Source organism: Furfurilactobacillus curtus (assembly GCF_045862785.1).
Taxonomy (GTDB): domain Bacteria; phylum Bacillota; class Bacilli; order Lactobacillales; family Lactobacillaceae; genus Furfurilactobacillus; species Furfurilactobacillus curtus.
Map to the genome: position 1 here is coordinate 221,252 of NZ_BQXO01000003.1, position 14,309 is coordinate 235,560.

Below are 14,309 nucleotides of genomic sequence, written 5' to 3' on the forward strand. Positions count from 1 at the left end.
AAAAGCTGCGCCATTAGCCAAAGATAGTTTAGGCATAATGATGGGCCACTTTTGCCGCGACAGCAGCGGCTAATGCACCGACGATATCATCAATAAAGGTGTTCACTTCGCCACCCTTTTCTTCATCCAATTGCTGGATCACGCCTTCTTTAACCTTATCCACGTATCCATAGTTGGTCACGCCAATCGTGCCATAAATATTAGCAATGTTTAATGCTAAACCTTCATCCACGCCAAAAACGCCGGCATCATTTCTGATAATACTTTGTAACGGTTCCCTCAACAGATCAGCCGTGGCAAAACGATCAAGTTCCAAGGCAACCATCACATTATTCATCACTTCTCGTTTGTGTAAGACGTCAACGGTTTCAGTTTCAAACTCTGTCAGTGGGACTTGTGGCAGATAAGGCTGTTGCAATTTTTTAGCAATCGCCGCTATTTCATGATAAGTAATTCCCTTTTCGGCCAACTGCTCAGTCACTAATTGATAAGCTTCTTTATCCGGATATTTAAACGTTGGTTGATTCATAGTCGGACCCTCCCTCGTAATTGACTACTTACAGACTACGCTACTTACGCCAAAAATGCTGATTTGACCCCATCAAGATTGATTAGTAACTGCGTTTTAATCACCACAACAGCAAAAAGCGATCAACCGGAGAACCACTTTTGGTGTGGCCGATCGATCGCCTACTAAATTTTAATGGGCCATTAACTACTCCAGCGAACCTAGCTTAAAACAGGGTACTTTCTCGTGAAACTAAACGGGTCCCCAAAACGACCTTTTTCGCAACTTGGCGATTTTCTTTAATCGCTTCCATGGCTAAATCAACTGCCGCCATCCCCATATGGTTCATGGCCACATGAATCGCAGTCAACCCCGGAATGGCGTAGCTAGCAATTGAAGTGTCATCAAACGTCACCAGTTGAACCCGGTCTGGCACATCAATATTAGCCTCCAATAAGGCTTTTAAAGCACCGATCGCCATTGCGTCATTACTAATCATAAATGCGTCTGGTAGTTCATCGCCTAACTGACGAATCAGACGTGCCATTTGGTTATACCCGGATTGTCGCGAATAATCCCCTTCAGCCATTAATTTATGATTATATTGAGATCCTAATTTTCGCCGAAATGGCTCAACTCTAGGATCTTCAATGACTAACTGGTGATCAGCAGTCACCTCACGACCAGAAAGTTGACCAATTAACTTAGCTCCATGTTGTTGTAGTAGCGAAATGGCGTGTTCGATCGCATGTTCAAAATCCGTCACAACACAATCATAACCCGCCGCCAGCGTATCAAAATCGACAAACACTAGATGCTGACTCACATCGACCAATGTGCGAATCTGCGCCGGTGAATATTTTCCCAACGCAATTGTGACATCGGGGTGGTTGTCAAAGCCGGCCACTTCGCCGCCATAAACAGTTGTCACTTGAAATCCCGCCCGTCGTGCCGCCCGCTCCACACTAATTCGAATGGACATGTAGTAAAGGTCTTCCATTTCTTGGGTTTGTGAGTACCATTCGACAATTGTAAGTTGTTTGGTCGGATGGCTGCCATCTTCGCGGCCACGTTTAGTGTAGTTAAGTGCTTCTGCCGCTTCAAAAATCCGTTGGCGCGTGGCGTCACTGACCGCCATTGTGGCATCATAGTTAAGCACCCGCGATACCGTTGCCAGAGAAACGTTAGCACGTTCTGCGATATCTTTTAAAGTCGCCATCTTACTGTTCCATCAGCCGGTCAATAAAGCGTTGTTGCGCAGCACGACCAGCTGCATCCCACTTAAAGACACCAGCATCTTCAAGGACTCGACCAAACACTTGTCCAACGGCTTGATCGAGCGTTTCCGCAACGTTCGTTGAGGTAAAAGTCCTCGTTTGCTTGAGATTTTCAGCCCACACTCGATGATACTCGGCCATGTCGTTAGGTTCATCTAATAGGAATTGTTCAACCTCTTGCATTTCCGTCTTCAAACGCGCGGGTAAAATGGCCCGTCCCATCACTTCAATTAGTCCAATGTTCTCTTTTTTGATATGTTGCACATCTTGATGCGGATGAAAAATGCCATCAGGATAAGTCGCTGATGTTTGATTATCGCGTAAGACTAAATCCAAAATATAGTTATCACCATGACGATAGGCAATCGGGGTCACCGTATGATGGCGTAGTTCACCGTCGTAGGCTTTAATTGACACAGCCGGATCATCATAAGCTTGCCACTTCACACGAATTTGTTCAGCAGCATCTGCTAGTGTCTGTGGATCATTGCCGATCAGCCGAATTGTTGACATGGCCCACTTCACAACGCCTGCTTTCACAGACGGAAAATCAGGTAACGTAAACGCCGTGGCAATTGGCGCTTTCATCATCGGAAAGGTATGACGACCACCCTGATAGTGTTCGTGGCTTAACATCGAACCACCCACAATTGGCAAGTCGGCATTACTACCAACAAAATATTGTGGAAGTTGCGTAATGATCTCAAATAAATTCGTAAACGTCTGCCGGTTAATATGCATCGGTGTGTGCGCTTGATCCAAAAAGATCGCGTGTTCGCCAAAATAAGCATACGGTGAATACTGGAAGCCCCAAGGACGGCCGCCAATCGTCATTCGAATCACGCGATGATTGCTCCGCGCCGGATAGCCAAGCCGTCCAAGATAGCCTTCGTTTTCCAAACACAACTGACACAAAGGGTAACCATCGGCCTTAGTTGTGGCCGCCGCTGCAATTGCTTTGGGATCTTTCTCAGGCTTCGACAAGTTAATTGTGATTTCAAGATCGCCAAATGTCGTCTCAGTATTAAAAACAATATTTTTGGCAATTGCGCTGGTTTTAATATAATTATTGGCCTGACTCAATTGATAAAAATACTTCGTCGCTGCCTCAGGTCCATTTTGATAAGCCTGCCAAAAGCGTTCGTTAACTTGGCTGGGTCTCGGCGTGATGAGGTCCATCAATTGTCCATCCAGTAATTCACGCGCAGTCTGTGAATCTTCAATTTTATGATGATCAACTGCCGTTTGCACCAAAGCGGCACTGATGGCTTCCACCCCAGTGCCGCTTTGGTCGACATGCAGTTGATCTCCAACCAGACTGTACACACGATTTCGTAAGTACACCCGGTCAAGCGGTTCAATAGCCCCTGTTGCAACGGCCATTGAAACCAAGTTCTCTACTGCATCTTCTGCCATTTGTATTGTTCTCCTAAACCCTTATTCTATTACTTCATGAGCGCCATCGGCAATTTCGGCAATGTAAAAGTCTGCCGCATAACCAAACTTCTCCTGATATGCTTTGCCGACAACTTCTTGGACATGTGCTGCTTGTTCACGATTAACAATCGCAATCGCACAGCCACCAAAACCACCACCGATAATTCGAGCACCCAAGACACCTGCCTGATCCCATGCTGTGTCAACCAGCGTATCAAGTTCTGGAACACTGACTTCATAATCATACTGAAGCGAAATATGGGATGCACTAATTAAGTGACCAAATTTAACGAGATCATGGTCATCGAGTGCTTGTTTGGCATCAATTGTCCGTTGGTTTTCAAATACTGCATGCCGTGCGCGACGAATCAACGTGTCATCATTGATTAGATACGTCACTAAATCAAATGCAGATTTCGACAATGCGCCCAAGCTAGCTACATCGACTTGCGTCTGAATTCGTCGCAAAGCTTCTTCACATTGGGCGCGGCGTTCGTTATATTTTGAACTCGCTAGGTCATGTGGTTTGTTACTGTTCATAATCAAAACAACATTATCGCCCAGTTCAACTGGATAGTATTCATATTTCATCGTATTGGTATCCAAGAACATGGCTTGATCCTTTTGACCCATGCCGATGGCAAATTGATCCATAATCCCAGAGTTTAAACCAATATAATCATTTTCCACTTGTTGCCCAGCATAAACTAAATCTAACTGGGTGACATCCAATTCAAAGAACTTTTTCAGCATAACGCCAGCTAATAGTTCAAGTGAAGCAGACGAAGACATCCCCGCACCATCAGGCAAATTACCATGCACATACATATCAAAGCCATGAGCAAAGCTGGCGCCCTTTTTGCCAAGCTCATACATCATACCTTTTACATAGTTGCCCCAGCCAAAAGTCTTATCAAAAGACAAATCGTCACTTACGTCGAATGTTAGCACACCGGCATCGGCTAAGTTAGTTGAGTAAAGGCGAACCGTATTGTCGGTTCTTGGCGTAGCTGCCCCGTAAGTGCCTAAACTAATTGCCGCGGGAAACACATGCCCGCCATTGTAGTCCGTATGCTCACCAATTAAGTTAATTCGACCTGGTGAGAAAAACACGGCAGCTGGCTCATTCCCAAATTGCGTTTTATATTCTTGTTTAATGCTTGCAGTATCCATTGCTTTAACCACCTCAGCTTAATTAATGTTGTCGATATCTTCTTTGCTGGCGCCTAATTTTCTTTCCAGTTCCTTAACGACTTCCGCGTGCTTAGCTTCGGTTAACGTAACTTTAGCAAAGTACACGATGGCGGCTAGGGCCATCAGGACCATTGGTGCGTAGAAAATATACGTCTTGAAATTCAATAATTGACTAGCGGAAATCTCACTTGGCTTCGTATTCCCTATCATCCCTGCATGAATCGCGGCTAAACCAACGATCCCATTAGCAAAGGCTCCGGCCAACTTATCTAGTAATGGCCGAACGGCTAATGTAACCGATTCGTTCCGACTGCCTAACCGTAATTGACCATATTCCACGCTATCTGTAATCGTCATTAAGGCAGCCAAGAAAATCATTGGGTATGGGAAGAAGATCAAGGAAATGGCCAATAAGACAGCAAACAAGTTAGTGCCAGCAAAGTTAAAGACCACGTATCCAATCAACATCAAGCAAATACCACCAACGTAAATTGCCTTCCGCTTAATCAAGTTTTCTAAGAATGGGAATAAGACAACCGAGATAATCCCTAAAATAGCTGTTACCGCACCCACCAGACTAAATTCGCCGGGTTTACCCATGATGTACTTAAAGTAGTACAAGAATAAGGAACTAGTAATCACATAGCCAAAAGCAAACATGAAGTATGAGAGCGCCAACCACATCAATTGGTCGTTCTTAAATAGGACTTTGAAAATACCAACAATCCCAACCTTTTCAGTATTTTCACGAATGATATTGTCTTCTTCTTTGGTACCAAAGGCCGTTGATAAAGCACCTAAGAACGAAACTGCCCCAATTAAAATGGCAAACCCGAGCCAACCAACCTGAGTTTGTTGACCCTTAGCACCACCAAACCAGCCTGAGACTAGCGTGATCGTTGGCATAATAATTAACGCAACCCCTTGAGCGCCCAAAGTGGAACCAAACCGAGCAATCGTTCCAAAGCGTGCCCGCTTGTCAGAGTCAACCGTTAAAGCAGGAAGCATGGACCAAAAAGCAATATCTTTGAATGAATAGAAGATATCCAAAATAACAAACGCAATCCCAAATAAAATCAAATATAAGGTTGGCTTGTTAATGTTCATGCCACCAAAGCTGGTAAAAATTAAGATCAGCATGATTGAACTGATCGTCGCCCCAACCATCAACCAAGGTTTGAATTTGCCCCACTTACTACGGGTATTATCCACCGCCCCACCGATTAACGGATCAAAAGCAATTTCTATGATTCGGATAACCATCATCATTACTGTGACAATACTGATCATCTTGGCATCTGCGGCATGGTTACCAGAATCAAATAACTGACTCGTTACGAAAATAACGAAATAAGTGCTTAATGTTGCATAAAACGCATCATGTCCAAACGCCCCAAAAGCGTAAGACATGTACTGCTTAACCTGATTCATAAGTGCAATCTCCTTAGCTAGCGGCCCATCGAGCGATTGCCGCGTGACTTGAATTAATGTTGAACGACGCTAATTAGTGGTAACGCCGCTCAATAACCTTCTCTAAAATCTCATTACGTTGTTGCGCTTTTGCCATGTCAAATGAGGTTTCTTCCAAATCATTGAAATCCTGAACTAGCAAAACAGTTTCAAGGTATAATGTTAGCTGACGCTTGATGTATAACTTGTTTTCTTCACCCTCATGCTGTGCATTACCACCTAAAACCGCCATTGCAAATTTTTCCGGATTAATTTGGATCTTCTGATCCTTCTTTGCCATTTTGCTACCTCCTCGTAGGATTAGTGTAAGCGCTTCCGGAATCTACTATACGAAGTTTTACTAAAATTATCAAATAAAACTTCCTTTAAAAAAATCGTGCAACCGGTTGTATTTACGCATTCAAGGCAATAACAGCGTCTAAATATTTTTTACTAAAATAAGCAGGCTGCCATTAACTGACTTAAAAACATCCACGGGGAACAAAACCAGTCACTAAATTTCAATGCTGCCCTAAATAACAAAAAATGTGGGATATAAGTCGCAATTGACTTATATCCCACACTTTTTCCGCTATTTGATTAATATCATGAGACTAATTAGTTGATCCTAATTTCCGATATTGATAACTAATTTGATACGTCTGATCAGCTTGGGCAGGCAAAACAATATCACCAAATCCATCATGGTGAATTGCATCAGGTAGCCACTGTGCTTCCATCGCTAATGCCGTAAACGGATGGCTTGCCTGGTAGGCTTCGTCTTGGTCATAACCAAGTGGATCTGCAGTAAAAATGACCAGGCCATTACGGTTCGAAAATACATCCAATGCTCGGCCACTAGCAGGATCGCTGACCGTGGCAATTGCCTGCTTTTGATCACCATTAACCCGGTAGGCATCATCGAATTCGCGGCCACCATTTTCAGTAGCTAATTTGGCTAATTGATCTGTGATCGTTGCAGTCTCAGTGAAGTCATAAGGGGTATCAGCAACTTCTGCCAGGGCCCCGGTTGGCACTTTATCACTACCTAGACGAACTCGCTGATGACCGTTAATCCACAACTGCTGCGTGCTAAGCGCATCCTGATCTGTCACATTGAAATAGGTATGGAGGGTCGGATTAAACAAAGTGGTAGCTGTACTATTACCAGTAATCGACCAAGTAACCTTATCCTCGTTGGTCAACGTATAAGTGACCTTAACCTGCATGTCGCCAGGAAAGTGGTCGACATCCTCATCCACTATTAATGACAAGGTGACCGAAATTTCATCCTCATTTGTTTGATGGTCAACAACGTCCCAGACTCGGTCAGAAAAACCGTGATACCCGCCGTGGAGCGTGTTTTTATTTTCATTTTGATCGCTGCGATAGGTTGTTCCATCAATGTCGTAGGTCGCCCCACCAATACGACCAGCGACGCGCCCTACTGTCTTACAAACATAAAATGGTGTCGCTTCATAGTCGCTTAATTGATCATAGCCGACCAATAAATTGGCCTGTCCACCGTGACCATTGGGGACGTCAAAGCCCTGCCATGTAGCCCCAAAAGTTAAAACGCGAATTGAAACGCCATGATCATTAGTTAACGTCAACTGGTCAACCGTTTCACCATTCTTCAATGTTCCCATCGTCTTCTGTTCGAAATTCATCTGTCTTCGGCCTCCACTTTTTTAGTAAAGTTTACCAAAGTCAGTATAAAGGTTTATGAAAACGTTTACAACAGTCTGCATACATCCCTCCAAATTGTTGAGCAAAGTTTTGCCAAAATGAAACACGCAGAGCGAATGCCAGCTGGGTTAAACACATAGATTTGGTTGGCGGAACTCGACAAAATAACTTTCTACTATGGCTATAGTCCGTTGGCCTCTTTCAATGTCATCACTTGCTGGTAATGAGTTCAGCCGTGGCAAAAATGGTCTAGCAAAAAGGCCAATTCCTACTACCATGAGGAATTAGCCAAATAAACTAGCTGTAAAAAGAAGTGTTAATAATGCGCCTGGAGGGAATCGAACCCCCATTTCAAGAACCGGAATCTTACGTGCGATCCATTACACTACAGGCGCAAATCAAACTAACTCAAAGAGTACCTTACTATATTAGCGAACTACTTTTGAAAACACAACCCGTTATAACGACTTTTCTCAATTAAAATCAGTCATTTAGAAGCAAATAATTATCATTTTCATTTATTTATTGTTATGGTAAATCACATAGTAAGGAGGATAAATTTATGATTACAATTTTTCATAACGAACTAGGTCATCATCGCGTCCATTTCCCTAAAGGGAAGTACATTACGTTTAACTTAGTCCATCCCAATCCCGCCTCCGCTTACCAGATTGAAATTCTGGACACTAATCTGACTGGCCTAAAAAAGCTCCAAGTTCGCTTCAGCCATTTGGGCCAAATTTTACAACTACGCGAACCACAACTCAGTTTCCAGCTGATCTAGTTCTAATTAAGCTTGGTTTCTCCCCCCTCAATTGACCCCCCACTCAATTGAGGGGGTTTTCACGTGCAATAAAAGAGGTTATCAATTCGTTTTGACCACAAGATATAGATTTTTAAAATTTATTTTCACAATATCTTGTGTTCAACCGATAATGTGGTCAGCTCTTGTCAGGACGTCCTTTAACGCGTTATTTAGTTAAGAAAATGCTATATGCAATAAGCAGTTTAATCACATTTTTATTTTAGAATCAGGGATGCTAAGATACTTCTCGTGCGTTTTTAATTTCATGATTTTCATGTAATCGCCACAATATAAAACAAGGGGAGATCTTTTCATGCAACAGGTTACAAATTATTTCAAGTTTCTCGCACATCAATTAACGGGCTGGCACACAGCTTCATATTGGCTATTTGGCTTTTCGCTAGGTGCTCAAGTTATGACCCTTGTTTCTAACCCATTTAGTTGGGTTAGCTTAGTTACCTTTGTTGGGACAACGCTTGGTGTACTATGCATCTTAGCAATCAATCAGGCTAAAAGCGTCAATGGGTTGTTGGGTATCTTGTCCGCCCTATGTTTTATCTACGTCGGTTTTGCGGCCAAGAATTATTTATCTATTGGTGAACAGTTGGTTTACATGCTAACTTTAGATCTACCCGTCTTAATGAGCCCGTCTTGGAATCAAAATATGGTTAGCAAGATTCGCTCGTTCACTTGGCAAACAACCTTTATTGCCATCCTAGCGACCTTGCTAACGTACGGTTTATCTGGCTTTCTCATCGGTACCTTTACTAATGACCCGCGGCCATGGATTGATGCAATCTCTTTTAGCATTTCAGCTTGCGCTGGTGTGATTTGCTTTTTGCGTTTTAAGCAACAATACCTGTGGTGGGTGGCATCAGGTCTGGCACAAATGGTTCTGTGGGCCGTTTCATTCCGTCAAGGGGATGCAACATTAGCTATGTTTGTAAATAGTTCAGTTTATCTAATCAATGACTTTCTTGCTTTTACGATTTCCCCATGGTACAACAAGAAAAATCAAGTTACTCAAGCCAAGCTTGAAACTGCCTACTTTGCTGAACATAAGGCATTGCATAATAATTAGCTTGCTAGGCTTAAATCATAAATTTTGATCAATAAAAATGATCCAATCAGAGCGTTGTGCGCACCTTCGCCGCGTACCCTGAACGGATCATTTTTTTAATTTATCGTTCTTCTACATTACTTATCTACTAAGTCCACAACAACGGTTGGTGTCGATTCATTTAACGTCACCTTCTGATCGTCACACGTTAAGGTCAAACCATTGCCATGCACTAACGTAAACTGAGTCTGACTGCGGGTAACGTGAACTTCAACCTGTTCGTCACGATACTTAATTTTAAAGCCCAGGCCCATCCATTGCGTCGGTAAATGCGGACTGAAAACCAGTCCGCTCTTAGTTCGCTGCATTCCAGCAACACCAAAGACCATTTCCATCCAACTAGCTCCCATATTACCTACGTGAATGCCATCTTGGGAATTACCTTGACTGTTATTTAGATCCGTCAGCATCGATTCAGCAATATACCGATAGGCTTTATGATGGGCGCGGATTCGGTTAGCTAGAACACTGAAAATAGCGCGGGATAGCGATGAATCATGGGTAGTAATTGGTTCATAATAATCAAAATCTCGTTTGAGTTGTTCAATGTCTTGGTCCTCAGGAAAAAGAAAATCACTCATCAGAGTATCTGCTTGTTTATTAACTTGATGACTGTACAAGCGCAATGGATGATAGTGCAAGAGCAGTGGATAATCATCCCGTGGTGTTTGGTCAAATGGCCAAATCGGCATGTTAAATGCGCCATCATCTTGCATTTTCACACCGAGCTCCTTGTCAAATGGCAAGTACATTTCATCAGCACTATGGGAAAAGTCAGCTAACTCTTTATCTGTGACGCCTAGTGCTTCCAATTTATCTGATCCAACCGCCTGTAATTGTTTGGCAAAAATCACTGCCAGTCTCAGATTATGTTGTGCAAGTCGATTAGTATAGTAGTTATTATTCACCAATGCCGTATATTCGTCAGGACCAGTGACTTTATTCAAAACAAAATGACCACCTTGAGGACCATCAACACCGAAACTTCCCATACGCTGCCAAAAGCGAGCCGTTTCTAAAATTATTTCAAATCCTGCTTCCGCCAAGAAAGTTTGATCATCAGTTACGGCAACGTATTCTGCCACCGCGTAAGCAATGTCTGCATTAATATGCATCTGGGCTAAACCGGCCGGAAAGTACGGTGAAGCCTCTGATCCATTAATGGTTCGCCACGGAAATAAAGCGCCACTATCCAACCCATAATCACGCGCTTGTTGACGAGCAGAATCCAGTGTCTGAAACCGATACATTAGAATCTGTTTGGCACGATCGGGATCTGTATAGATAAATGCCGGCAACATAAACATCTCAGTATCCCAAAAGTAATGTCCCTCATATCCAGCGCCAGTGAGTCCTTTAGCTGGAATGCTTGTATGCCCATCGTGGCCGGCAGATTGATGCAAATGGAATAGATTAAAGCGAATCCCCTTTTGTGATTCTGGGTCCCCTTCAATTTGAATATCCGCATCACGCCAAAAGGCTTGCATCTGTCGCGCTGATTCCGTGAACAACGAGGAAAATGAATGATGTTCTAGATGATTATTAGCCTCTTTTAAGTAAGTCGCATGATTCATCGCAACGTCCATTAAGCTGTGAATATCACCAACAGAATAGCCAAAATCAAACGACTCAGCCAATCCCTGTTCTAAATCGAGGTCCATCACGTAACGTGGCATCCCATCATTCTGATCAAAATGAACTAGCGAATCCTCACCTAAATAGCGCCACATCAAAACTAATCCCAGTTGCGAACGTTGTGTGGTAATTTGCATCGCTGGAAAATCTGCACTTAAATACTGCCGATCTAACCCATTTTTACGCACCACCGCTCGTGGATCGCTTTCTCGATCAAAGACTTGATCAATATACGGGTGTTGTTTATAAAGCTTCACTGAACCGCTAAAATTCAGTGGTCGAACCGTGTAGCTTTCACCAAAAATTGCATCATCCGCCTGCGAGGCAAAGGTGGACAATGAAAGTTGCAACATTTTGCCCCCAGGCGTAGTGATCTCAAATAATTCATTTAATAACCCCGTTTCTAAATCGAGGTTTTTATCTACTAGTCGCGTGGTAAAGGTAGCTTCATCAGAACGTTGCCCATCGATTTCAATCACCAGATATCGTGGATCAGGTAACTGAGCGATCGTCTGATTATTTTCGGGATAGCCAGCGTACTTTTCGCCATAGGAAATTTGACTAAGATCATAAAACCCATTAACAAATAGACCTGGCATGCCCGTAACTGCATGCGAGTTTCCTTGCAGCGGGTCACTTGCCCTGACCCCCAAGTGTCCATTAGCTAATGCGTAAATTGTTTCCAAAAAGGCTGGATTATGATCGCTTAAATCCTGCAAATGTAATTGAAACGTCCGTTTTTGTTCACTAATTGCCATGATTATGTCTCCCGAACCATTTTAATGACCCCATCATAAAGCAAATTTTCTAAAGTGCAAAACTTAATGTGACATGAACTGACTTAATGTTCGACATGACCAAGCTAGCTTGCCAGTTTTACACCAACTTATTGTGACTTAACTAAATGGCCGAGACCAAATTAGCACAATTAATTCTTATTTCCTCATCAACGGGCCGTTTTCCCCCAATGCTACCTGTTTTATCAGCGATTTATTGGCTTTTTCCTCTTAAAGTGGTTTAATATAAGTTTAGAAATAATCTAAGAAAGGAAATCGCCATGGCAGAAATTATTGATGAAGCTGCTGTTCAGATGCTCAAACAAAACAAGTTGCGCGTGACGCCACAGCGGCAACTTGTCCTTCACTATTTAATGACCCACCACAATCATCCAGATGTCGGCACACTTTTTAATGATCTCAAGGCTGCTCATCAAGATCTTAGTCTCGCCACCATCTACAATACCCTCAATACACTTGTCGAGACTGGCCTGGTGATTGAACTGGAAAATGGGGATGCTGGTACTCATTATGACTATTTTGGCCGGCCACATTTTCATGCCGTCTGTCAAAATTGCGGCAAAATTACGGATATTTTCTACGATGATTTCAGTAATTTAGAACAAGCCGCCGTCAAACAGTCTGGCTACCTGATCACAGAAGATCATATTGAACTGTATGGATACTGTCCAGACTGCCAGAAGAAGTTAGGCTTAACTGCTCAAACACCAATTAATTGATATTTTATAATCTTTTTGGCCGCAAACTTGGCCGTCATGGTCTGCATAATTAGTCGAACGCGGCAGTATGAGATAAAATCTGTCTCGTTAAAACCGGACTTGGACAAAATGAACGACAAAATTTTAGTTCCAATCTAAATAGCAGAAAGCACGGGACATAAGTCGCAATTGACTTGTGTCCCGCGCTTTTTTAGCTATCACTACCAGCATTAGTTCACAATTAAGCCTTTGTTTGCCGCCCGTGCGGTAAGGTAAGTGCAAGCAATAACCCGATCCCACCAATGAATAGAAAAGTCGCAAAGGTTGCCTGATAACCAGCAAGACTTGCTTGGTGAAACCCCAGCCTGTTCTGGTTGCCTACAGTTACCCGACTCAAAATTAGCGTAGCCCCTGCGACACCGGCTGAACCAAGTAGTTGGCGCGCCGTTGTTGTCACTGCTGTTCCATGAGAAATCAATGTGTCCGGTAATGAATTGGCTCCCAGGGTTACCGCTGGCATCATCACAAATGCATTTCCTCCTTCAGTCACCAGTGACGCCAAAATCACAGTTATTAACGTTAAATGGTGCGCCGCTAATGTTAGATAACCAAAACCAAGCATAATTAAGCACATTCCGGTTAAAATGACCAACCGCGGACCGAGCTGATCCATTAATTTACCAGCCCAAGGATTCAATAAGCTTAACCCTACCGCTGCTGGCACTAAAGCCAATCCAGAGGCAAATGCGGAGAGGCCTAAAATATTTTGGTAAAACAATGGCAACACAACCGTTGTCACGATCAATGCAACATATGAGATCCCGGTCAGCAAAACTCCGACCGTAAACAAACGACTTTTAAATACGCGTAATTCTAATAAAGGCTGCGCATGTGTAAATTGACGATAACAAAATCCAATAATCGCCAACCCGCTAATAACCAATAAACCCAACTCGAAATTAGAAACACCATTTATACCTAACTGATTTAATCCAAATAACAGACCAATAAAACCTAGCGATAATCCGATCGACCAGCCATCAATACTAGTGGCGTGCTTTGGCATCACATCTTTAATAAACCATAAAGACGCCACAAAAACACCGCCGACTAAAATTAAGAATAACGCGAAGAGCCCCCGCCAACTGGTCAACTGCAACATAATCCCGGAGACAATCGGTCCAGTCGCCAAGGCAGATCCCATAATCAAACCTGCCGTTCCCATGGTTGAACCTCGCTGAGCTTCGGGTGTAATGGTAAGTAAAACTGTTTGAAATGATGGAAAAATAATGCCCACGCCTAACGCTTCAATTAGTCGGCCAGCGACCAGTAGCGGATACGTTGGGGCGACCAGACACAATAACGTTCCTAGAGCAAACAGCCCGGTAACTGCTCTGAATAACGTGCTGAAACGAACGTTATTTAACAACCATGGACTAACTGGAATCATAATGCTCATGACGAGCATAAAGCCGGTCGTCATCCACTGAACTGCCGACGCACTAATGCCAAAGGTTCGCATCAAGGTTGGATAAGCCGTAGATAATGAGGATTGGCTAATCGACATACTAAAAGTACCCATCAATAAAGTGATCATAAAAGCCGTTCTGTGGTAAGGATGTCCCTGATTATCCATGGACATAACTGCATTTACTGTCAATTTTCATTCACTTCCGCTCTCGTTCAATTCTAAATTTGCG

The 14,309-nt window shown here is 43.1% G+C and carries 12 protein-coding genes and 1 tRNA gene; 3 read left to right on the forward strand and 10 right to left on the reverse strand.

Annotated features, from left to right (window positions below):
- Nucleotides 1-28: 28 nt before the first annotated feature.
- The 8 genes from ACKTR2_RS06880 to ACKTR2_RS06915 form a co-directional block, all read right to left on the reverse strand.
- Complete coding sequence (locus ACKTR2_RS06880) at nt 29-529, reverse strand: phosphatidylglycerophosphatase A family protein (RefSeq protein ID WP_407883870.1); 501 nt, start codon at nt 527-529, stop codon at nt 29-31.
- A 205-nt stretch (nt 530-734) separates the two neighbouring features.
- Nucleotides 735-1,727: a LacI family DNA-binding transcriptional regulator gene (locus ACKTR2_RS06885; RefSeq protein WP_407883872.1), complete on the reverse strand. Its 993-nt coding sequence runs from the start codon at nt 1,725-1,727 to the stop codon at nt 735-737.
- A gap of 1 nt (nt 1,728) precedes the next feature.
- The gene (locus ACKTR2_RS06890; RefSeq protein WP_407883874.1) at nt 1,729-3,201 is read right to left on the reverse strand and encodes a UDP-glucose--hexose-1-phosphate uridylyltransferase; all 1,473 of its coding nucleotides are present in this window, start codon (nt 3,199-3,201) and stop codon (nt 1,729-1,731) included.
- Between the two features lie 21 nt (nt 3,202-3,222).
- Nucleotides 3,223-4,395, reverse strand: a complete 1,173-nt coding sequence (locus ACKTR2_RS06895; protein ID WP_407883875.1) for a galactokinase — start codon at nt 4,393-4,395, stop codon at nt 3,223-3,225.
- 18 nt (nt 4,396-4,413) lie between these two features.
- Nucleotides 4,414-5,847, reverse strand: coding sequence for a glycoside-pentoside-hexuronide (GPH):cation symporter (locus ACKTR2_RS06900; protein WP_407883877.1), 1,434 nt, complete (start codon nt 5,845-5,847; stop codon nt 4,414-4,416).
- A gap of 73 nt (nt 5,848-5,920) precedes the next feature.
- A complete protein-coding gene (locus ACKTR2_RS06905; RefSeq protein ID WP_407883879.1) occupies nt 5,921-6,166 on the reverse strand; it encodes a hypothetical protein in 246 nt (81 codons plus the stop codon).
- A 313-nt stretch (nt 6,167-6,479) separates the two neighbouring features.
- The gene (locus ACKTR2_RS06910; protein ID WP_407883881.1) at nt 6,480-7,535 is read right to left on the reverse strand and encodes an aldose epimerase family protein; all 1,056 of its coding nucleotides are present in this window, start codon (nt 7,533-7,535) and stop codon (nt 6,480-6,482) included.
- A 342-nt stretch (nt 7,536-7,877) separates the two neighbouring features.
- Nucleotides 7,878-7,949, reverse strand: a tRNA-Arg gene (locus ACKTR2_RS06915).
- 167 nt (nt 7,950-8,116) lie between these two features.
- Between ACKTR2_RS06915 and ACKTR2_RS06920 the strand changes: the two genes are divergently transcribed.
- Together ACKTR2_RS06920 and pnuC are read left to right on the forward strand one after the other, a co-directional pair.
- On the forward strand, nt 8,117-8,338 hold the full coding sequence (locus ACKTR2_RS06920) for a hypothetical protein (RefSeq protein ID WP_407883883.1): 222 nt from the start codon (nt 8,117-8,119) through the stop codon (nt 8,336-8,338).
- A 334-nt stretch (nt 8,339-8,672) separates the two neighbouring features.
- Entirely contained in the window at nt 8,673-9,440 is a 768-nt protein-coding gene (gene pnuC / locus ACKTR2_RS06925) for a nicotinamide riboside transporter PnuC (protein ID WP_407883885.1), read from the forward strand.
- Nucleotides 9,441-9,556: 116 nt separating this feature from the next.
- Here pnuC and ACKTR2_RS06930 read toward each other — a convergent pair whose 3' ends face one another.
- A complete protein-coding gene (locus ACKTR2_RS06930; protein WP_407883887.1) occupies nt 9,557-11,872 on the reverse strand; it encodes a glycoside hydrolase family 65 protein in 2,316 nt (771 codons plus the stop codon).
- A gap of 299 nt (nt 11,873-12,171) precedes the next feature.
- Between ACKTR2_RS06930 and ACKTR2_RS06935 the strand changes: the two genes are divergently transcribed.
- On the forward strand, nt 12,172-12,630 hold the full coding sequence (locus ACKTR2_RS06935) for a Fur family transcriptional regulator (protein WP_407883889.1): 459 nt from the start codon (nt 12,172-12,174) through the stop codon (nt 12,628-12,630).
- Between the two features lie 220 nt (nt 12,631-12,850).
- On the opposite strand, the gene ACKTR2_RS06940 is transcribed toward ACKTR2_RS06935, so the two are convergent.
- Nucleotides 12,851-14,251, reverse strand: a complete 1,401-nt coding sequence (locus ACKTR2_RS06940) for an MFS transporter (RefSeq protein ID WP_407884025.1) — start codon at nt 14,249-14,251, stop codon at nt 12,851-12,853.
- Nucleotides 14,252-14,309: the final 58 nt, after the last annotated feature.

Coding starts and splice junctions, on each gene's coding strand:
- ACKTR2_RS06885 (WP_407883872.1), bottom strand. CDS start 1,727: ATGGCGACTTTAAAAGATATCGCAGAACGTGCTAACGTTTCTCTGGCA.
- ACKTR2_RS06900 (WP_407883877.1), bottom strand. CDS start 5,847: ATGAATCAGGTTAAGCAGTACATGTCTTACGCTTTTGGGGCGTTTGGA.
- ACKTR2_RS06930 (WP_407883887.1), bottom strand. CDS start 11,872: ATGGCAATTAGTGAACAAAAACGGACGTTTCAATTACATTTGCAGGAT.
- ACKTR2_RS06910 (WP_407883881.1), bottom strand. CDS start 7,535: ATGAATTTCGAACAGAAGACGATGGGAACATTGAAGAATGGTGAAACG.
- ACKTR2_RS06905 (WP_407883879.1), bottom strand. CDS start 6,166: ATGGCAAAGAAGGATCAGAAGATCCAAATTAATCCGGAAAAATTTGCA.
- ACKTR2_RS06880 (WP_407883870.1), bottom strand. CDS start 529: ATGAATCAACCAACGTTTAAATATCCGGATAAAGAAGCTTATCAATTA.
- ACKTR2_RS06920 (WP_407883883.1), top strand. CDS start 8,117: ATGATTACAATTTTTCATAACGAACTAGGTCATCATCGCGTCCATTTC.
- ACKTR2_RS06940 (WP_407884025.1), bottom strand. CDS start 14,251: ATGTCCATGGATAATCAGGGACATCCTTACCACAGAACGGCTTTTATG.
- pnuC (WP_407883885.1), top strand. CDS start 8,673: ATGCAACAGGTTACAAATTATTTCAAGTTTCTCGCACATCAATTAACG.
- ACKTR2_RS06935 (WP_407883889.1), top strand. CDS start 12,172: ATGGCAGAAATTATTGATGAAGCTGCTGTTCAGATGCTCAAACAAAAC.
- ACKTR2_RS06895 (WP_407883875.1), bottom strand. CDS start 4,395: ATGGATACTGCAAGCATTAAACAAGAATATAAAACGCAATTTGGGAAT.
- ACKTR2_RS06890 (WP_407883874.1), bottom strand. CDS start 3,201: ATGGCAGAAGATGCAGTAGAGAACTTGGTTTCAATGGCCGTTGCAACA.